This is a genomic window from Pseudomonas sp. URMO17WK12:I12 (assembly GCF_000514395.1).
In the GTDB taxonomy this organism is placed as follows: domain Bacteria; phylum Pseudomonadota; class Gammaproteobacteria; order Pseudomonadales; family Pseudomonadaceae; genus Aquipseudomonas; species Aquipseudomonas mucoides.
Genome location: NZ_AZVV01000006.1, coordinates 256198 through 272416, shown reverse-complemented (window position 1 = coordinate 272416; position 16219 = coordinate 256198). Strand labels below are relative to the sequence as shown.

The 16219-nt window shown below is 60.5% G+C and carries 13 protein-coding genes and 1 pseudogene; 9 read left to right on the top strand and 5 right to left on the bottom strand.

Annotated elements, in window-relative coordinates:
• Positions 1 to 35: 35 nt before the first annotated feature.
• From D882_RS0108740 to D882_RS0108725, 4 genes are all read right to left on the bottom strand, one after another.
• Positions 36 to 884 carry a cache domain-containing protein gene (locus D882_RS0108740; protein WP_027922879.1) on the bottom strand — a complete coding sequence of 283 codons (849 nt, stop codon included), beginning with the start codon at positions 882 to 884 and terminating at the stop codon, positions 36 to 38.
• Between the two features lie 197 nt (positions 885 to 1081).
• A complete protein-coding gene (locus D882_RS0108735) occupies positions 1082 to 1957 on the bottom strand; it encodes an ATPase (protein ID WP_027922878.1) in 876 nt (291 codons plus the stop codon).
• Between the two features lie 119 nt (positions 1958 to 2076).
• Complete coding sequence (locus D882_RS0108730; RefSeq protein ID WP_027922877.1) at positions 2077 to 3069, bottom strand: NAD(P)-dependent oxidoreductase; 993 nt, start codon at positions 3067 to 3069, stop codon at positions 2077 to 2079.
• 95 nt (positions 3070 to 3164) lie between these two features.
• Entirely contained in the window at positions 3165 to 4064 is a 900-nt protein-coding gene (locus tag D882_RS0108725; protein ID WP_027922876.1) for a LysR family transcriptional regulator ArgP, read from the bottom strand.
• A gap of 96 nt (positions 4065 to 4160) precedes the next feature.
• Here D882_RS0108725 and D882_RS0108720 point away from each other — a divergent pair, with 96 nt between their 5' ends.
• From D882_RS0108720 to D882_RS0108710, 3 genes are all read left to right on the top strand, one after another.
• Positions 4161 to 4562: an ACT domain-containing protein gene (locus D882_RS0108720; RefSeq protein WP_027922875.1), complete on the top strand. Its 402-nt coding sequence runs from the start codon at positions 4161 to 4163 to the stop codon at positions 4560 to 4562.
• Positions 4563 to 4567: 5 nt separating this feature from the next.
• Complete coding sequence (locus tag D882_RS0108715; RefSeq protein ID WP_027922874.1) at positions 4568 to 5170, top strand: LysE/ArgO family amino acid transporter; 603 nt, start codon at positions 4568 to 4570, stop codon at positions 5168 to 5170.
• Positions 5171 to 5346: 176 nt separating this feature from the next.
• Positions 5347 to 5943, top strand: coding sequence for a superoxide dismutase (locus D882_RS0108710; protein ID WP_008034365.1), 597 nt, complete (start codon positions 5347 to 5349; stop codon positions 5941 to 5943).
• Positions 5944 to 6057: 114 nt separating this feature from the next.
• On the opposite strand, the pseudogene D882_RS01000000130910 reads toward D882_RS0108710, so the two are convergent.
• Positions 6058 to 6427: pseudogene (locus D882_RS01000000130910) on the bottom strand (DUF6124 family protein).
• A 933-nt stretch (positions 6428 to 7360) separates the two neighbouring features.
• Between D882_RS01000000130910 and D882_RS0108700 the strand changes: the two are divergent.
• From D882_RS0108700 to D882_RS0108675, 6 genes are all read left to right on the top strand, one after another.
• The gene (locus tag D882_RS0108700) at positions 7361 to 9412 is read left to right on the top strand and encodes a bifunctional diguanylate cyclase/phosphodiesterase (protein ID WP_027922873.1); all 2052 of its coding nucleotides are present in this window, start codon (positions 7361 to 7363) and stop codon (positions 9410 to 9412) included.
• Between the two features lie 229 nt (positions 9413 to 9641).
• Positions 9642 to 10979, top strand: a complete 1338-nt coding sequence (locus D882_RS0108695; protein ID WP_027922872.1) for an imelysin family protein — start codon at positions 9642 to 9644, stop codon at positions 10977 to 10979.
• A 267-nt stretch (positions 10980 to 11246) separates the two neighbouring features.
• Positions 11247 to 12674, top strand: coding sequence for a di-heme oxidoredictase family protein (locus tag D882_RS0108690; RefSeq protein WP_027922871.1), 1428 nt, complete (start codon positions 11247 to 11249; stop codon positions 12672 to 12674).
• A 27-nt stretch (positions 12675 to 12701) separates the two neighbouring features.
• Positions 12702 to 13766 (top strand): imelysin family protein, encoded by a 1065-nt coding sequence (locus D882_RS0108685; protein WP_027922870.1) that lies wholly within the window; start codon positions 12702 to 12704, stop codon positions 13764 to 13766.
• Between the two features lie 14 nt (positions 13767 to 13780).
• Positions 13781 to 14878, top strand: coding sequence for a DUF1513 domain-containing protein (locus tag D882_RS0108680; protein ID WP_027922869.1), 1098 nt, complete (start codon positions 13781 to 13783; stop codon positions 14876 to 14878).
• Positions 14879 to 15057: 179 nt separating this feature from the next.
• Entirely contained in the window at positions 15058 to 16206 is a 1149-nt protein-coding gene (locus D882_RS0108675; protein ID WP_027922868.1) for an efflux RND transporter periplasmic adaptor subunit, read from the top strand.
• Positions 16207 to 16219 lie beyond the last annotated feature (13 nt).

The window sequence follows — 16219 nt, the reverse complement described above, 5'->3', positions numbered from 1 at the left end:
CCTGCTCGCGATAGCTATCTGTCAGTCACAGTGATTCAAGGGCTGTAATACCCGACTGCCACCAGAAAATGCCCGACCTTCTTCAGGTAGGCATGCTTGTCCTCAACCTTGTTGGTCACCGGGTTTTTCCAGCGGTATTCGTATTCGCCGTAATCCTGCTTGGCCATCAACGCCAGGATCGGCTCGCCCACCGGTTTGCCCTCCGGGTCCTTGATCTTGCCGAAGTCGGTGTTGATCAGCCGCAGGTTGGTGCCGTGGGCCACGTAGCGTTGGGTGTCCAGGTCGACGACGAACACGTACAGGTCATCCTGCAGGTAACCGCCCTTGAGGGAATTGATCGCGGTCAGTGTGCCCTTCTCGTCCTTGGCCAGATCGGTCGCGGCTTTGTTCAACAGCGCCATCGCCTGTTCCGCTGACGCCCGTGGCAGGTAGTAACCGACCGCCAGAATCCGCTGACCGACGCGCTGATAGAACACATGTTTGCGCTCGACCTTGCCGTCAGACCAGTTCTGCCAGCGGTATTCCGCCTGCTGGATGCCATTGCCCTCCGGCACTTTCAAGGCGTCCTTGAAGGCTTTCTGCAAGTCCGGCCCGAGGGTCTCGGTGACATCCCGCCCGATCAATGCCGCCGACGGCCCGCCACTGGCGAGCATCACGCCCTTGGTATCGACCACGAACACATAGCGATCCTTGTCGACAAACTCGCCCTGACGGCTGAACGCCGCAAAGGCCTTGTCGCCATTGTCATGGTAGTAAGCCAGGGCTTTTTCCAGCAAGGCTTTGGCGGCCTGGCTGTCATCCTTTTCCGCCGTGGCGGCGTGAACCTGCCCCAGGCACAGCAAAAGCATCCCGCCCAATAAGGCCAGTTTGTGCAAAACCCCCATAGCGCATCCCTCGTTCTTGTCGGTGTTTCAAGAGCGTAGACGGCAATGGGAGATACACCCGGTCCTGAAGCAGCGGTCGAGCCTTGGCGAGGCTGCGTCTGCGGTCTACCTGAAAGACCGCTGGGTAGATTTTACGACTGCTTCGCAGCCGGACGCCGCTTCGCCAGGAGTCGACAGCGGCTACAGGGGCCCGGGGGTTACTGGCGGGCGCGCAGTTGCTGCTGCAGGTTCTGGATCTGCGCCTGAAGGGTGTTGATGTTGCGGGTGACCTGGGCGCGGAATGCGTCGAACTCGGCGGTATTGGTGGAGCCTTGCGCTGCGGCCGGGCGGTTGTCCTGCTCGCTTTTGAGCACGATCATGTCTTGTTCCAGGCGCTCGATCGCGGCGCTTGGGTTGCCTTGTTTTTTCAGCGCGACGATATCGGCGCCGAGGCTTTTAAGCTGTGCGTCGAATTTGCTGCTGTCGTCCGGGGCGCTTTTCAGGGCGGTCAACTCAGTGCTCAAGGCTTTTAGCTGCGCCTGCAACTGAGTATTGGCCGTCTGATGCTCGGTGCTCTGGGCGGCAAGCTGCGCCAGACGTTTATCCAGGTCGCTGGTTTGTGCGGTCATTTGCGCCAGGCGCTTGTCCAGATCGGTGGTCTGACCGACAACACCCTGCTGCTGTTTGCTCTGATCCAGCAGTTTGGTTTCCAGATCCTTGATTTGCAGTTTCAGCGCTTCGCTGTCGCTGGTGACGTTGGTCTGGCTGGCGACGACCTTGCCGGAAATATCCTGCAAGCGTCCCGCCGCTTCCTCACTGATGCGCGCGAAACTTTCCTGGGTTGCGACCAGTTGTTGTTCCATCAACGAAATCTGCTGAAAACTCCACCAGGCCAGGCCCGCAAACGCAAAAAACAACGCGCCGACCAATGCCCACAGCGGGCCGGTGCTGGCGCTTTTGACCTTCACCACCGGCACTGGACGGGAATGCACGCTGGTACGGACGGTGGGCGGAAAATCATCATCGTCGAGGCTGTCGGCACGCAGGCTCGGGACATCATCGAAATCGTCGTTGGCATCGTTACGCATGGACATTGAGTCAACCTTTGTGGAACGCGGTGATGGCTTTATGCGGCGAGTATAAACCCCACTGCCGCACCGATTGACTCTCTATACCCCACTCGGTTCAGTACGGGCAGGCAGGTCCTGGCACGTCAGCGGATGTCCTGGGCCTTCCACCAACTGCAAAATTCATCGAGGGCGGCCCAGACACTGACTTTCGGATCGTAGTCCAGATAATGCCGGGCGCGGCTGATGTCCAAGGTGAAATTTTTGTTCATGACCTGCATGCCCAGTCGCGACAAGGTCGGCTCGGGGCGCCCCGGCCACAGCTTGCACACCCCTTCGTTGAGTGCCGCGACGGTGTAGCCCAGACCGTAGGAACGGTAGCGCGTCACTTGTGGGACTTGCATGTTGCGCATGACGTAATTGACCACGTCCCACAACGGAATCGGCGTTCCGTTACTGATGTTGTAGGCCTTGCCCAAGGCCGAGCCACTGGCGAGCAAACTGCTGAGCAACGCTTCGTTGAGGTTTTGCACGCTGGTGAAGTCGACCTTGTTCAGGCCGTTGCCGATGATCGCCAAGCGTCCTTTGCGCTGCATTTTCAGCAGGCGCGGGAAGATGCTCATGTCACCCGCACCCGTGACGAAGCGCGGGCGCAGGGCCAGGGTTTCGAGGCCGAACTCCTGGGCGCCAAAGACTTTTTGCTCGGCGAGGAATTTGGTGGCCGCATAGGGATGCTTGAAGCGCTTGGGCACTTGTTCTTCGGTCAAACCCAGATGATCACGGCCATCGAAGTAGATCGACGGCGACGACAGGTGCACCAAGCGCCGAACCCGCTGTTTCAGGCAGGCTTCAACCACGTTTTCGGTGACCTGAACGTTGCCTTGATGAAAGTCCTGATAACGCCCCCACAGCCCCACCGCCCCCGCGCAATGGACCACGGCTTCGACGTCTGAACACAGGTCGCGCGCCAGTTCCGGGTCGCTCAAGTCGCCCTGAATGAACTCGGCGCCACGGCGCACCAGGTGTTCGACGCTTTCGGCCCGGCGACCGTTGACCCGCACGTCCAGGCCCTGCTCCAGGGCGAAACGCGCAAAGCGTCCGCCGATGAAGCCGCTTGCGCCGGTGACCAGAATTTTCATGTAGTGCTCCACAAATGCAGCGGTGAGCTTCAAGCCACAAGCTGCAAGTTAAAAACGATCCGCAAGCGCTTCACTTGCCGCTTGCAGCTTGACGCTTACGGCTGTGTCCAAGGCACCAGCCATTGCTTCGACGAACGCACCAATTGATCGGTCAACAACCCCAGAAGCTGACCGCCATTGCGCCAATGATGCCAGTACAGCGGCACGTCGATGGGCTTATCTGGCAAAAGCTCCCGCAAAACACCACGTTCCAGTTGCTCGCGCACCTGCAATTCCGGCACCAGCCCCCAACCGAGACCGGCCTCGGTCAAGCGTATGAAGCCTTCAGACGAGGGACATAAATGGTGCTCAAAACCGCCGTCGACCCCAAGGGAGGCGAGGTAGCGATGCTGCAGGAAATCGTCCGGGCCAAACACCAAGGCCGGGGTTTTCGCCAGTTGATCGGCGCGAACACCTTCCGGGAAATGGCGCGCGATGAACGCCGGACTGGCCAACGCCCGATAACGCATCGCCCCCAGCAAAACGCTGCGGGCCCCGGCCACCGGGCGTTCACTGGCGCAGACACAGGCCGCCACTTCGCCGGCGCGCATGCGTTTGAGGCCGACGGTCTGGTCTTCGACCACCAGGTCCAGCAACAAATGTTGTTCGGCACAGAAATCGCCCACCGCTTGCGCCCACCACGTGGCGAGGCTGTCGGCATTCAAGGCGATGCGCAGGCGCTCCGGCAGCCCTTCTTCATCCAGCGCTGGCACCAGGGTTTGCAAGTCGCGCTCCAGCAAACGCACTTGCTGCACATGGTTGAGCAGGCGCCGTCCAATCTCCGTCGGCGCCGGCGGTGTGACCCGCACCAGCACCAGCTGGCCGACCCGCGCCTCCAGCAGTTTGATCCGCTGGGAGATCGCCGATTGCGACAAGCCCAGCACCTGCGCGGCCCGTTCGAAACCGGCCTGCTCGACCACGGCGGCCAGGGCAGAGAGTAATTTATAGTCGAACATCAGTTTTCCTAATGAGCGATCAGCATGATTGGTTTTTCTTATACAGGTTAGCAGCGGAGAATGCCCAGCAAGATCTCTTCAACAAGGAACACCGACATGGCTGGCGAAACTTCATTGGCAACCCTGCTGCGCAGCATGAGCCCGCAACTCAACGCCGGCGAATACGTGTTCTGTACCTTGCGCGACGGCAAGCTGCCAGTGGGCCTTGAGATCGTCGGCAGCTTTCGCGAGCAGGAAGGTCTGACCGTGATCCTGGAACGTTCCCACGCCCAACAGGCCGGTTTCAGTTTCGACTACGTCGCGGCCTGGATCACCTTGAATGTGCATTCGGCGCTGGAAGCGGTCGGCCTGACCGCCGCCTTCGCCACCGCATTGGGCAAGGCCGGCATCAGTTGCAACGTGATCGCCGGCTATTACCACGATCACCTGTTTGTCGGTCAGGCCGACGCCGAACGCGCACTCCACGTGCTGCGGGACCTGGCGGCCAACGCGGAGTAAACCTTATGTGGCAAAGCTATGTGAACGGCCTGTTGGTGGCCGCCGGGCTGATCATGGCGATCGGCACGCAGAATGCGTTTGTGCTGGCGCAAAGTCTTCGTCGCGAACATCACTTGCCAGTGGCGGCACTGTGCGTGGCTTGCGATGCCTTGCTCGTGGCCGCCGGGGTGTTTGGCCTCGCCACGGTACTGGCGCATAACCCGACCCTGCTGGCGGTTGCCCGTTGGGGCGGCGCGGTGTTTCTGATTTGGTACGGCAGCCAGGCACTGCGCAGGGCTTTCTCGAAACAGAGCCTGCAAAAGGGTGAAAACCAGACCGTGCGTTCACTGCGCGCGGTGATGCTCAGCGCCCTGGCCGTGACATTGCTCAACCCGCACGTTTATCTGGACACGGTGTTGCTGATCGGCTCCCTCGGTGCCCAACAAACCGAACCCGGCGCTTATGTGGTGGGCGCGGCCAGTGCTTCGTTGCTGTGGTTCTTCACCCTGGCGCTGGGCGCGGCATGGTTGGCGCCCTGGCTCGCGCGGCCAAGCACCTGGCGGATTCTTGATCTGCTGGTGGCGGTGATGATGTTTGCGGTGGCGTTTCAATTAATCGTCACCCCCTGAATATTCCAAAAGGCTCTGGAACCTCTATCCCACACAGTTGTTGCGTGGTTATGCCGCACCCCCGGTGCTATGATCCGATCCGATGCGCCGCAAAGAGTACAAACTCCCCGGCGCTTGTCTGGCCGCCCGTGATCGGCCTTGCGCTCACCGCAACTGACCTGATTAGGAGAATCATCATGGCTTTCGAATTGCCGCCGCTGCCTTACGCACACGATGCCCTGCAGCCGCACATTTCCAAGGAAACTCTGGAATACCACCACGACAAGCACCACAACACCTACGTCGTGAACCTGAACAACCTGGTGCCAGGCACCGAGTTCGAAGGCAAGACCCTGGAAGAAATCGTTAAATCTTCCTCGGGCGGCATCTTCAACAACGCCGCTCAGGTCTGGAACCACACTTTCTACTGGAACTGCCTGGCGCCAAACGCCGGCGGTCAACCTACCGGCGCACTGGCTGAAGCCATCAACGCTTCGTTCGGTTCGTTCGACAAGTTCAAGGAAGAATTCAGCAAGACTTCCATCGGCACCTTCGGTTCCGGTTGGGGCTGGCTGGTGAAAAAGGCTGACGGTTCCCTGGCCCTGGCCAGCACCATCGGCGCCGGCAACCCGCTGACCAACGGCGACACCCCGCTGCTGACCTGCGACGTCTGGGAACACGCCTACTACATCGACTACCGCAACGTTCGTCCGAAATACGTCGAAGCGTTCTGGAACCTGGTCAACTGGAAATTCGTGGCTGAGCAGTTCGAAGGCAAAACCTTCACCGCTTAAGATCGATGCCAGACAAAAAACCCGGCTTTTATGCCGGGTTTTTTATTGCCTGGAGAAATGTGTCGACTATTCGGGCGCCTTCGCGAGCAGGCTCGCGAAGAACGATAACGCGGTCTACGCCGGATCGACTTTATCCAAGGCCCGGTTCACCGCCAACTCCGCCAGCATGATGATCTGCTGAATCGCCAACACCGTATTACGCTGCGGGCCGATCAGGTTCGCGGCGAAATCGCTGGTCATGACGCTGGCAGAGGCCAGTGACTCGCAGGCCTGGGCCAGGAGGCTTTCGGTGTCCATGTTGGGAGCGATCATGTACATCGTGCTGGGGCGGCGGGGTTTTTCGGTGTATTGGGACTGGGGGATCGAGGTAATAGTCGAGTGCGCGTTTGATGGCTTCGCGGTCTCGCAGGAGAGCTTCGGATTGGGTTTCTTCGGCGTCTGGGTCGGTGGTGTTCAAGGGTGGATCGGGAATCAATTTGTCCATTGTATTTCTCCAGCGTTGGGGCCCCCACTTGCCGCTTCTCACACGGCGAAGAGGTGGCAGCTATGTGCGAGGTGAGAAGACCGGTTATGGACACCCGGCCGGACCGAAGTCCGCCCGCACACAGCCGCCATAACGCAATTACTGGCAGCGAGTAAGCTGGCGGCGATTATGCGTGTACAGACACTGGATGACCATAAGTTGCCGGGCTCTCACACCCGGTCGCTGAGTTTTCAGCGACAGCCAGAGGTTAGAGACAGGGCTTCCTACCCAGCAACCTGAAAAATGCGTGGGAAATCTCTGCGTTTTTTACACATCGTTCAACACAAAAAATGGAACGCGGAGCGTCCCCGGCGGCATTCCCACGCGGGAGCGTGGGAACGATCATTCGGTGTACAGCCGCCGCTTCTCACCACTCATCAGGCCGAACGTTAGCTCGCCTGCCGCTTTTGATTCACCCGCCCCCTCGGGAGGCTGAGTGGAGGTGTGCATCCGGGGAGTGGCGCGTAGCGCCGTTCGACGCAGTCGAACACGCTGCATGTAGGTCGTAGCGGCCGAGCCTTAGCGAGGGGCCGGACGCTCGGGGCGAGACCTTTTGGTTCCTTTTGGGGCGTTCCGCGTTTGCCAAAAGGGACTCGCTGTAAGAGCGAAACCATTAGCGGCCGTTACCGCAGAAATGGATATGTACACCACCCCCTTGCCCCAACGCCATAGCCGGCTACCATCAACCGAGAAGGAAAAATTATCCCAATCCCCTCAAGTTGAAGGACCCAACTACCGACACAGTACTAATAGGACAAACACCCCGGACAACAGCAAATCGGCCACGCCCACAGACAAAATCCCCTGTGAATAAATGTCCCTTTGACTGCCAACACGGGATTGCCAATACTCATGGCAACTTGATGCTACCCGCACGGAACAAGGAATAACCCTTTGAAGCTGGAACTCAAGAACAGCTTGTCGGTGAAGTTGCTCCGGGTCGTGCTCCTGTCGGCATTGATCGTCGGCGTGGTCTTGAGCTGTGCGCAAATCGTTTTCGACGCCTACAAGACACGCCAGGCCGTAGCCAACGATGCCGAACGCATCCTCGACATGTTCCGCGACCCCTCTACCCAGGCCGTCTACAGCCTGGACCGGGAAATGGGCATGCAAGTGATCGAAGGCCTGTTCCAGGACGACGCCGTGCGCCAGGCCTCCATCGGCCATCCCAACGAAGCCATGCTCGCGCAAAAAACCCGCGAATTGCAGCATTCCCACAGCCGCTGGCTGACCGACCTGATCCTCGGCAAGGAACGCACTTTCACCACCCAACTGGTCGGTCGCGGCCCATATAGCGAGTATTACGGCGACCTGAGCATCACCCTCGACACCGCCACCTACGGCCAAGGGTTCATCATCAGCTCGGTGATCATCTTCATTTCCGGCGTGTTGCGCGCCATGGCCATGGGCCTGGTGCTGTACCTGGTCTATCACTGGCTGCTGACCAAACCGCTGTCGCGAATTATCGAGCACCTGACCGAAATCAACCCGGATCGCCCCAGCGAACACAAGATTCCGCAACTCAAGGGCCACGAAAAGAACGAACTGGGCATCTGGATCAACACCGCCAACCAGCTGCTCGAATCCATCGAACGCAACACCCACCTGCGCCACGAAGCAGAAAACAGCCTGTTGCGCATGGCCCAGTACGACTTCCTCACCGGCCTGCCCAACCGCCAGCAATTGCAGCAACAACTGGACAAGATCCTGGTCGACGCCGGCAAATTGCAGCGTCGGGTCGCGGTATTGGTGGTGGGCCTGGACGATTTCAAAGGCATCAACGAACAGTTCAGCTACCAGACCGGCGACCAATTGCTGCTGGCGTTGGCTGACCGGCTGCGCGCTCACAGCGGTCGCCTCGGCGCCCTCGCCCGTTTGGGTGGTGACCAGTTCGCCCTGGTCCAGGCCGATATCGAACAACCCTATGAAGCCGCCGAATTGGCGCAAAGCATCCTCGATGATCTGGAAGCGGCGTTTGCCCTCGACCATCAGGAAATCCGCCTGCGCGCGACCATCGGCATCACTCTGTTCCCCGAGGACGGTGACAGCACCGAGAAGCTGCTGCAAAAAGCCGAGCAGACCATGACCCTGGCCAAGACCCGCTCGCGCAACCGCTATCAGTTCTACATCGCCAGCGTCGACACCGAGATGCGCCGCCGTCGCGAACTGGAAAAAGACCTGCGCGATGCGCTGGCCCGCGATCAGTTCTACCTCGTCTACCAACCACAAATCAGCTACCGCGACCACCGGGTGGTGGGCGTCGAGGCGTTGATTCGCTGGCAGCATCCCGAGCATGGCTTGGTGCCGCCGGACCTTTTCATCCCCTTGGCCGAGCAGAACGGCACCATCATTGCCATCGGCGAATGGGTGCTGGATCAGGCCTGCAAACAATTGCGCGACTGGCACGATCAGGGCTTCCCCGACCTGCGCATGGCGGTGAACCTGTCTACCGTGCAACTGCACCACGCAGAGTTGCCACGCGTGGTGAACAACCTGCTGCAAATGTACCGCTTGCCACCGCGCAGCCTGGAACTGGAAGTGACCGAAACCGGCCTGATGGAAGACATCAGCACCGCCGCCCAGCACCTGCTGAGCCTGCGTCGCTCCGGCGCATTGATCGCCATTGATGACTTCGGCACCGGCTATTCATCACTGAGCTATCTGAAAAGCCTGCCGCTGGACAAGATCAAGATCGACAAGAGCTTCGTGCAGGACCTGCTCGATGACGACGACGATGCCACCATCGTTCGCGCGATCATCCAGCTGGGCAAGAGCTTGGGCATGCAGGTCATTGCCGAAGGCGTGGAGACCGCCGAGCAAGAAGCCTACATCATCTCCGAAGGCTGCCACGAAGGTCAGGGCTATCACTACAGCAAGCCACTGCCGGCCCGTGAATTGAGCGCCTACCTGAAACAGGCCCAGCGCAGCAACGCGGCTATTTTGTAGGCCTGCGAAAGACGCAGCCTCGTTTCACTCGACAGCTCCCACAGGCACACGTGGTCCTGTAGCAGCTGTCGAGTGAAACGAGGCTGCGTTTATTTTTGATCCCCGCCCCCGTGCGAATAAGAAATATTTCCACCTGCACTCTTTACACATAATGCGAAAGATTTGCATTATGTCGCAGTTTTGCGCGCGTGAAGCGCCCTTCCACCCCTCTCGAAGCAGGATGTTCGCCATGATTCGTATGCCTCTGGCTACCGCCAGTCTGTTGGCCATCGCTATTTCCCTCGCCGGTTGTGGCGAAGGCAAGGACAAGACCGCCGCCGCGCCAGCGCCGACTCCGGCCGCCAGCACCGTTGCTGCGCCAGCTGCTGCCAGCAAAGTCGATGAAGCTGCCGCCAAAGCCGTTGTCGCGCATTACGCCGACATCGTCTTCGCCGTTTACAGCGATGCCGAATCCACCGCGAAAACCCTGCAAACCGCCGTCGACGCTTTCCTCGCCAAGCCGGACGCCGACACCCTCAAAGCCGCCAAGGCTGCCTGGGTCGCGGCCCGCGTTCCTTACTTGCAGAGCGAAGTGTTCCGCTTCGGCAACACCATCATCGACGATTGGGAAGGTCAGGTTAACGCCTGGCCACTGGACGAAGGCCTGATCGACTACGTCGACAAATCCTACGAACACGCACTGGGTAACCCGGGCGCCACCGCCAACATCATCGCCAACACTGAAGTCCAGGTCGGCGAAGACAAGGTTGACGTGAAAAACATTACCCCGGAAAAACTCGCCAGCCTGAACGAGCTGGGCGGTTCCGAGGCCAACGTTGCGACGGGCTACCACGCCATCGAATTCCTGCTGTGGGGCCAGGACCTGAACGGCACCGGCCCAGGCGCGGGCAACCGCCCGGCTTCCGACTACCTGGAAGGCAAAGGCGCGACTGGCGGTCACAACGATCGTCGCCGCGCTTACCTGAAGTCCGTGACCCAACTGCTGGTCAGCGACCTGGAAGAAATGGTCGGTAACTGGAAGCCGAACGTGGCTGACAACTACCGCGCCACCCTGGAAGCCGAACCGGTGGATACCGGCCTGCGCAAAATGCTGTTCGGCATGGGCAGCCTGTCCCTTGGTGAGCTGGCGGGCGAGCGCATGAAGGTGTCCCTGGAAGCCAACTCTCCAGAAGACGAACAGGATTGCTTCAGCGACAACACCCACAATTCGCACTTCTACGATGCCAAAGGCATTCGTAACGTGTACCTGGGCGAATACACCCGCGTCGACGGCACCAAAATGACCGGCGCCAGCCTGTCGTCCCTGGTGGCCAAGGCCGACCCGGCTGCCGACACCGCGCTGAAAGCTGATCTGGCCGCTACCGAAGCAAAGATCCAGGTCATGGTTGACCACGCCAACAAGGGTGAGCATTACGACCAGTTGATCGCCGCCGGCAACACAGCGGGCAATCAGATCGTCCGTGACGCCATCGCTTCGCTGGTCAAGCAGACCGGTTCGATCGAAGCCGCCGCTGGCAAACTGGGTATCAGCGACCTGAACCCGGACAACGCTGATCACGAGTTCTGATCAACGCTGGCCAAACAAGAAGGCGACCTTAGGGTCGCCCTTTTTACGCCTGTTTTTTGGGTGATGCTGATGGCCTCATCGCGGGCAAGCCACGCTCCCGCAGGTTCGGTGCAAAACCCTGTGGGAGCGTGGCTTGCCCGCGATGGCCGCGACTCGGTCTCAAGTCAAACCTTGCCCCACATCAAGTAAACGATAATTCCTCTTATTCAAACTCCCGTGCCCTGTTAGACTTTGCGCCCTTGTTTTGCTCGTCTCGCAGGATGTCTGATGCCCCCGCTGCTGCTTCGCTTGTCCGCACTGTTAATGGCCCTGGGCCTGAGTGCCTGCGATGACGCCCCGCGTTTTACCAAGGCCGAACCCGGTGAAGCCCGGTCCGGTGGCAGCGCGACCGTGCGCAAGACCGATCAGAACTCGTTTTCCCTGCCGTCCGCCAACCTGCCGCCATCACGGCGTGTGGACTTCAGCGTCGGCAACAGTTTCTTCCGCAGTCCGTGGGTCATCGCGCCGTCGACCACCACTGCTCGCGACGGCCTCGGCCCCCTGTTCAACACCAACGCCTGCCAGGGCTGCCACATCAAGGACGGGCGCGGCCATCCGCCACCGCCCGACGCGCCAAATGCGGTGTCGATGCTGGTGCGCCTGTCGATCCCCAACGCACCGGCCTATGCCAAGGTTATCGAGCAGCTCGGCGTGGTGCCGGAGCCGGTCTATGGCGGTCAGTTCCAGGACATGGCCGTGCCCGGTGTTGCACCGGAAGGCAAGGTGCGCGTCGATTACACGCCCGTTGCGGTGCGATTCAAGGACGGCACCGAAGTCGAACTGCGCAAACCGAGCCTGAACATCACACAATTGGGTTACGGCCCGATGCACCCCGACACGCGGTTCTCGGCGCGCGTCGCCCCGCCGATGATTGGCCTGGGTTTGCTTGAAGCAATCCCCGACGAGGCGATCCTGGCCAATGCCGAAGCGCAGGCGAAGGACAAAAACGGCATCGCCGGACGCCCGAACCGGGTCTGGGATGACGCCCAGCAGAAAACCGTCCTCGGCCGATTTGGCTGGAAAGCCGGGCAACCGAATCTCAATCAACAGAATGTGCATGCGTTTTCCGGCGACATGGGCCTCACTACCAGCCTGAGACCGTTTGACGACTGCACCGACGCGCAAACCGCCTGCAAACGGGCACCCAATGGCACCGGCCCTGACGGAGAGCCAGAAGTCAGCGACAACATCCTGCGCCTGGTGTTGTTCTACAGCCGAAACCTTGCCGTACCGGCCCGCCGCGATGTCAGCGCGCCCGAAGTGCTGGCCGGCAAAAACCTGTTTTTCCAGGCCGGATGCCAATCCTGCCACACGCCGAAATACACCACCGCCGCCAACGCCGCCGAACCGGAACTGGCCAATCAAGTGATTCGCCCGTACAGCGATCTGCTGCTGCATGACATGGGCGACGGCCTCGCCGACAACCGCACCGAATTCCAGGCCAGTGGCCGCGACTGGCGCACCCCGCCATTGTGGGGCATCGGCCTGACGCAAGCGGTCAGTGGCCACACCCAGTTTTTGCATGATGGTCGCGCGCGCAATTTACTCGAAGCCGTGCTCTGGCATGGCGGCGAAGCGACGGCTGCGCAGCAACAGGTTTTGTCTTTCAATGCCGAGCAGCGCGCTGCGTTGCTGGCATTTTTGAACTCACTTTAAACACTTATAAAACATCGGGAGCCCGACATGTTCCGCCCCAAATTGTTGTTCACCAGCCTTGCCGCACTCGCACTGGGCGCCTGCTCACCGCAGGACCCGCAAGCCGTGACGTCGGCCGCTATCGCCAAATCGGTGATCCTCCCGACCTACACCCGCTGGGTTGAAGCCGACCGCCAATTGGCCGCCAGCGCCCTGGCCTACTGCGAAGGCAAGGAAAACCTCGACACCGCCCGCACCGACTTCCTGCACGCGCAGAAAGCCTGGGCCGAGCTGCAACCGCTGCTGATCGGGCCATTGGCCGAGGGCAACCGTTCGTGGCAGGTGCAGTTCTGGCCGGACAAGAAGAACCTGGTCGGCCGTCAGGTCGAGCAATTGGTCACCGCGCAGCCGCAGATCGATGCCGCCGCCCTGGCCAAGTCCAGCGTGGTGGTTCAGGGCCTCTCGGCCTATGAATACATCCTGTTCGACAGCAAGCCGGACGTCGCCAACGACGCACAGAAAGCCAAGTATTGCCCGCTGCTGAAAGCCATCGGCGAACGTCAGAAACAACTGGCCGAAGAGATTCTGCAAAGCTGGAACAACACCGACGGCATGCTCGCGCAGATGAGCAAATTCCCGAATCAGCGCTACGCCGATTCCCACGAAGCCATCGCCGACTTGTTGCGTGTGCAAGTCACCGCCATCGATACCCTGAAGAAAAAACTCGGCACGCCAATGGGCCGCCAGAGCAAGGGCGTGCCGCAGCCGTTCCAGGCCGACGCTTGGCGCAGCCAATCGTCCCTGACCGGTCTCGAAGCCAGCCTCGCCGCGGCCAAAACCGTGTGGGAAGGCGTCGACAACAAAGGCCTGCGCGGTCTGTTGCCGAGTGATCAAAAGCCGTTGGCCGACAAGATCGATGCCGCCTACGCCGCCTCGCTGAAACTGTTCGCCAGCAACCAGCGTTCGCTGACCGAAATGCTCAACGACGATGCCGGGCGCCAGCAACTCAACGATCTCTACGACAGCCTCAACGTTGTCCACCGCCTGCACGAAGGCGAACTGGCCAAGGCGCTGGGCATTCAACTGGGCTTCAACGCCAACGACGGTGACTGATGAGGACGAGTGCCATGCTGCGACGTCAGGTTCTGACTTTAGGTAGCTTGCTGCTGGGAGCAGTGACACTGGGCGGCTGGACGCTGTTCAAGCAAAAGGACAAAAGCCCGCTGCTGCTGTCGGCGCGGGACGACACCGACGGCAAGCATTACGCCGTCGGTTATCGGCTGGACGGCACCCGGGTGTTTGCCACCCAGGTCGGCCAGCGTTGCCACGACATCATCAACCACCCGACGTTGCCGATAGCGCTGTTCGTGGCCCGTCGTCCGGGCACCGAGAGCTACCTGATCGACTTGCGTGACGGCACGTTGCTGCAAACCGTGACGTCGCTGCCGAACCGGCATTTCTACGGGCACGCGGTGATTCACAAGAGCGGCGACTGGCTGTACGCGACCGAGAACGACACGTCCGATCCGGGCCGTGGCTTGCTCGGTGTGTATAAGTTCGAAGGTGAGCGGCTGGTGCACAGCGGCGAGATGTCCACCCATGGCATCGGCCCGCACCAGGTGTCGTGGATGCCCGATGGCGAAACCCTGGTGGTGGCCAACGGCGGCATTCGCACCGAGGCCGAAAGCCGGGTCGAGATGAACCTCAACGCCATGGAACCGAGCCTGGTGCTGATGCAACGCGACGGCACGCTATTGAGCAAGGAAACCCTCGCCCAGCAGATGAACAGCGTGCGGCATCTGGGGATCGCCAGCGACGGCACCATCGTTGCCGGTCAGCAATTCATGGGGCCGTCCCATGAGTCGTCGGAGCTGCTGGCGATCAAGCGTCCTGGCCAGCCGTTCGCGGCATTTCCAGTGCCCGAGCATCAGTTGCAGGCGATGGGGCATTACACCGCCAGCGTCGCGGTGCACAGCGAACTGCGCCTGGTGGCGTTGACCGCGCCACGGGGCAACCGCTTTTTCATCTGGGACCTGGACAGCGGCGAAGTGCGCCTGGATGCGCCCCTGCCCGATTGCGCCGGGGTCGGCGCCGTGGCCGACGGGTTTGTCGTGACCTCGGGTCAGGGCCGCTGCCGGTATTACGATTGCCGTCAGACAACGCTGGTTGCAAAACCATTGGAGCTTCCGGCGGGGCTTTGGGATAACCACCTTCACCTCATCTGAGCCCGTTTCCTGTGGCGAGGGAGCAAGCTCCCTCGCCACAGGTTATTCATCGTTCGTTAGTCCCCTTGAGTGACAGGCGCTCCAAGGCCTCGCCTGTAATTTCTTCCAGTTGGAATCACCCTGCGACTCAGATAATGTGCCCCACTGTCTCACCTGATTTTCTCCAAGGAACTGGAAATATGCTGCGTCGCCGCATGCTGATCATGTTGGGTGTTGTTCTGCTGATCGTGCTGGTCCTGGCCGGTTATAAAGCCTTTTCCATCTACACGATGATTCAAGGCTTCTCCGCGCCAAAACCGCCGATCAGTGTTGCCGTGGCCACCGCCACCGAACGGCCGTGGCAAGCCCGCCTGCCCACCGTTGGCACGCTCAAGGCGTTGCAGGGCGTGGACCTGAGCCTGGAGACCGACGGCACCGTCGTCGACTTGCAGTTCGAGTCAGGGCAGAAGGTCAAGGCCGGTCAACCGCTGCTGCAGCTCGACAGCGCCGTGGAAAGAGCCTTGCTGGAAACCGCGCTGGCCGACCTCGGACTGGCCCAGCTCGATTACGGTCGCGGCAGCCAGCTGGTCGGCAGCCAGGCGATTTCCAAAGGTGAATTCGACCGACTGTCAGCGGTGCAGAAAAAGAGCAAAGCCACGGTCAATCAGCTCAGGGCCGCGCTCAGTAAAAAGAGCATCGCCGCGCCCTTCAGCGGGACCATCGGCATTCGTCAGGTGGACGTCGGTGACTATGTCGCCACTGGCACCATGATTGCCACCCTGCAAGACCTCAGCAGCCTCTATGTAGACTTCTTCGTGCCCGAGCAGTCGATCCCGAAGATCGCCCTCGGCCAACCGGTGCAGGTCATTGTCGCGGCCTACCCGACGCGAACCTTCCCCGGCACCATCAGTGCGATCAACCCGAAAGTCGAAAACAGCACGCGCAACGTTCAGGTCCGCGCGACCCTGGCCAATCCTGACGGCACGTTGCTGCCGGGGATGTTCGCCAGCCTGCAAGTGTTGTTGCCCGACCCGCAGCCGCGCATCGTCGTGCCGGAAAGCGCGATCACCTACACGCTGTACGGCAACTCGATCTACGTCGTCGCGCAGAAAAAAGCCGAAGACGGCAGCCTGGAAAAAGACGACAAGGGCCAACCGATCCTGATCGCCGAACGCCGTTTCATCGAAACCGGTGAGCGTCGCGACGGGCTGGTGATGATTACCAAAGGTGTGCAGAACGGCGAAAAAGTGGTCACGGCCGGCCAGATCAAACTGGACAACGGTGCGCACATCGCGATCAGCGACGACAAGACCCTAGCCGAGAAGAACAGTCAGCCGCGCGCGGACTGATCAAGGAATCCCC